At 63.5% G+C, this 3,749-nt stretch carries 4 protein-coding genes; 1 reads left to right on the forward strand and 3 read right to left on the reverse strand.

From position 1 onward, the window contains the following. From EOA22_RS27250 to EOA22_RS27260, 3 genes are all read right to left on the reverse strand, one after another. The coding region (locus tag EOA22_RS27250) for an enoyl-CoA hydratase-related protein (protein WP_127390352.1) at positions 1-509 on the reverse strand (509 nt) is incomplete at its 3' end. A 131-nt stretch (positions 510-640) separates the two neighbouring features. Then, positions 641-1,531: a bifunctional DNA-formamidopyrimidine glycosylase/DNA-(apurinic or apyrimidinic site) lyase gene (gene mutM / locus EOA22_RS27255; protein ID WP_013533692.1), complete on the reverse strand. Its 891-nt coding sequence runs from the start codon at positions 1,529-1,531 to the stop codon at positions 641-643. Then, complete coding sequence (locus EOA22_RS27260) at positions 1,524-2,765, reverse strand: phosphopentomutase (RefSeq protein WP_127390353.1); 1,242 nt, start codon at positions 2,763-2,765, stop codon at positions 1,524-1,526. Before EOA22_RS27260 ends, mutM begins: the two co-directional genes overlap by 8 nt. 308 nt (positions 2,766-3,073) lie before the next feature. Between EOA22_RS27260 and EOA22_RS27265 the strand changes: the two genes are divergently transcribed. After that, a partial coding sequence (locus tag EOA22_RS27265) for a PhnD/SsuA/transferrin family substrate-binding protein (protein WP_164755874.1) occupies positions 3,074-3,749 on the forward strand: 676 nt, incomplete at its 3' end.

Raw genomic sequence — 3,749 nt, forward strand, 5'->3', positions numbered from 1 at the left:
GCCTCGGCGGCATCCATCATCCGCCCGGTCAGGCACATGTCCATCGCCTTCGACTTGCCGACAAAGCGGGTCAGCCTTTGTGACCCGCCCATGCCTGGAATGACGCCGAGCGTGATCTCGGGCTGGCCGAACTTGGCCGTGTCGGCGGCGATGATGAAATCGCACATCATCGCCAGCTCGCAACCGCCGCCGAGTGCATAGCCCGCCACCGCCGCGATAATAGGCTTTCGCGCCCGCGTCAGTTCCTCCCAGCCGACGAAGAAGTCTTGGGCGTAGGCGTCCGCATAGGAGATGGACTGCATCTCCTTGATATCGGCGCCCGCCGCGAAAGCTTTTTCGGAACCGGTGATGACCATGGCGCCGATACCGGGATCGGCGCTGAACCCGTTCACGGCTGCCACCACCTCGGTCAGGATCTGGGAGTTCAGCGCGTTGAGCGCCTGCGGCCTGTTCAGCGTGATCAGCCCGACCTTGCCGTGCGTCTCGGTGATGATCGTCTCATAGCTCATGGCTGCTTCTCCTTGCTTACGCTCGTCTAGAGCGGTTCATCGTTTCACGGAAACGCAGAACCGCTCCATCTCCTTGTCTTGACCAATTTCGGACGGAAAACCGCCCCCGCTTTTGCTGGAATTGCTCTGACTCATCGCTGACATGTCCGGCAATAAAAGGTCGATCGGCCGCTCTGCACGACACGCTCGATGTGGCCGCCGCAACTGGGCTTGGAGCAGGCCTCGCCTTCGCGGTCGTAGACGGCGAAGGCGTGTTGGAAATAGCCCAGCGACCCATCGGTCTGCATATAGTCCCGCAGTGAGGAACCGCCGGCTGCGATCGCATCCGATATCACCGAACGAATGGCTTGCGCGAGGTGTTCGCTTTGGGCCTGGGCTTTCTTTCCGGGCCTGGCGATCGTGCCCGCCTCGCGCAGCGGCGACAGGCCCGCACGCCACAACGCCTCCGACACATAGATATTGCCGAGCCCGGCGATCAGCCTCTGGTCGAGAAGCGCTGCCTTCAGCGGTGATCTCCGCCCCTTCATCAATGAGGAAAGCAGCGCACCGTCCAATGTGTTGCCCGTAGGCTCGACGCCAAGTCCAGCCAGCATCGGATGAACGTCCGGCAGTCCTTCCGCAAACAACATGAAGCCGAAGCGGCGCGGATCATTGAAGATCACGCGCGATCGGGTACCGGCCGGAGACACGACATGGAAGACGACGTGGTCGTGATTGGAGCTCTTCGAGCGGTCGTGCCGGAAGATGCCGGGCATGTCGCTGCCATCGGCCGTCTCGATGCGGAATGAGCCCGACATGCCGAGATGGCAGATCAGCGCGGGGCCGCCTTCCAGGTCCATCGTCAGATACTTGGCCCGGCGGCCGAGTGCCGTGATCGTCTTGCCGGCCAGTCGCTGCGCGAATTTCTCGGGAAATGGAAAGCGCAGATCCGGTCGGCGCGCCTCGACGCGGGCGATGGTGGCGCCTTCCAGAACCAGCTGAAGTCCGCGCCGGACGGTTTCGACCTCCGGTAACTCAGGCATGACCGCCGATCGCCGCATAGAAAGAAGTGCCGTAGCGTCCGGGCGCCAGCCCGAGATGCTCGGCCACGGTTTCGCCGATGTCGGCGAATGTCGTTCTCAGTCCGATGTCGCCGCCCTTGAGACCCGGTCCAGTGCCGATCACCGGAACGCGCTCGCGCGTGTGATCGGTCCCGGCCCAGGTAGGGTCGTTGCCGTGGTCGGCCGTCAGGATGAGAAGATCGCCCTGCCGCAGCCTCGCAAATGCCTCCGGCAGCCGCAGGTCGAAGGCCTCGAGCGCTGCAGCATAGCCCGCGACATCGCGGCGGTGACCGAATTCGGTGTCGAAGTCGACGAAATTGGCGAAGACGAGGTCACCGTCGCCGGCATCATCCATCGCACCCAGCGCTTCGTCGAACATAGCCATGTTGCCTGCCGCCTTGCGCACTTGCGAAATTCCGCGATGGGCGAAGATGTCGCCGATCTTGCCGACGGCGATGACACGGCTGCCACGCGCCGTCAGCCGGTCGAGCAGGGTCGGTTCCGGCGGGGGCACGGCGTAGTCATGACGGTTGTATGTCCGCTCGAAAGTGGCGGTGGTTTCGCCGACGAACGGCCGCGCGATCACCCGTCCGATCCTGAGCGGGTCAACCAGCCTGCGCACCACCTGGCAGAATTCATAAAGCCGATCGAGGCCGAAATGGACTTCATGCGCGGCGATTTGCAGGACCGAGTCGACCGACGTGTAGCAGATCGGCTTGCCGGTCCGGATGTGTTCCTCGCCAAAGCGCTCGATGATTTCGGTGCCCGGCGCATGGCAATTGCCGAGAATGCCCGGCACCTTGCCTTCGCGGATCATCGCCTCGGTCAGTTCGGCCGGAAAGGCGGGAACCGTATCCGGGAAATAGCCCCAGTCGAGGCGCCCCGGCAGGCCGGCGATCTCCCAATGGCCCGACGGCGTGTCCTTGCCGCTCGAAACCTCCTGTGCGGCGCCGTGAAAGGCAGTTGGGAGCAGATCCGTCCCGCTGCTGGCAAAGCCCAGCCCCGTTGCGGTTTCGGCAGCCTTGCCAAGCCCGAGCGAGGCCATCTGGGGGACAAACAGCGGTCCACTGCGAAGCCCTTCGCGATCCGCGCGGCCCTCTGCACAGGCTTCTGCGATGTGCGCGAATGTGTTGGCGCCGGCGTCGCCGTAGCGGTCGGCGTCGGCCGCTCCACCGATGCCGAAGGAGTCCAGAACGAAGAGGAAAGCGCGTGCCATCGAGTTGTTGCCAGTTTGACCGACCAGACATAGGGTTCCGCGACTTCATTGGCAATTCGGAAACCAAACGGCAACGGCTTGGCGTGATAGTCTGGTGCATGTCGCCCAAAAGTGCGCAGCGGTTTTGGGATAACGACATGCACAAACAGAGATGCATGTCGCCCAAAAGTGCGCAGCGGTTTTGGGATAACGACATGCACAAACAGAGATGCATGTCGCCCAACGGTGCGCAGCGGTTTTGGGCTGCGATATGCACAAATGCTCCGGGCATGGGCATGAATCGAGGACAACAGACCGTGGTTCCTGTCATGAGGGTTGCGCTGAAGACTTATGCCGCTCTCATGCTGGCGCAGGTCGCGCTCTGGTCAAATCCGGCGCATGCCGACTGGCGCGACGATATCGGCACGTTTCGCATCGGCATCGTTGCCGAGCCAGGCGCCGGCAACTCCGTTCCGGGGCTGGCACTGTTGACCGACGCCTACACCAAGGCCTTGGGCATGAAGGTCGAGTTTGTCGTTGCCCGCAACTATGCCGCGCTGATCGAGGCGCAGGCCAATGCCCGCATCGAATATGCGATCTATTCGGCCACCGCATATGCGACGGCCTCGCAGCGCTGCTTATGTATCGAACCGCTTGTGGCTCCGGTCGATTCAGACGGCGCGATCGGCATCCGCTCGGTTCTGCTGACGCGGGACGGCAAGCTGCCCGACCTTGCGGCGATGGACAGCCATCGTATCGCCATGGCGCCTCCTGACAGCGTCGGCGGTTCTCTCTTGCCATTGGCGGCGTTGGCGGCGGAAGGCCGCAAGATCGCGGAAGATGCACCGTTTCTGGTCCATGCCGATTCGGCCGCGGCGGCCGAGACGATGCTGGTCGACGGCAAAGCCGATGGCCTGTTCGGCTGGGTGACGGCCGCTGCCGACGGCCCGCGAGAACCGTCGGGCACGCAGGCGAGGTTGGAGGCGGCAGGGCTCTCGGTGACGG

Origin of the sequence: Mesorhizobium sp. M7A.F.Ca.US.014.04.1.1, assembly GCF_003998745.1 — a bacterium.
GTDB lineage: Bacteria > Pseudomonadota > Alphaproteobacteria > Rhizobiales > Rhizobiaceae > Mesorhizobium > Mesorhizobium ciceri.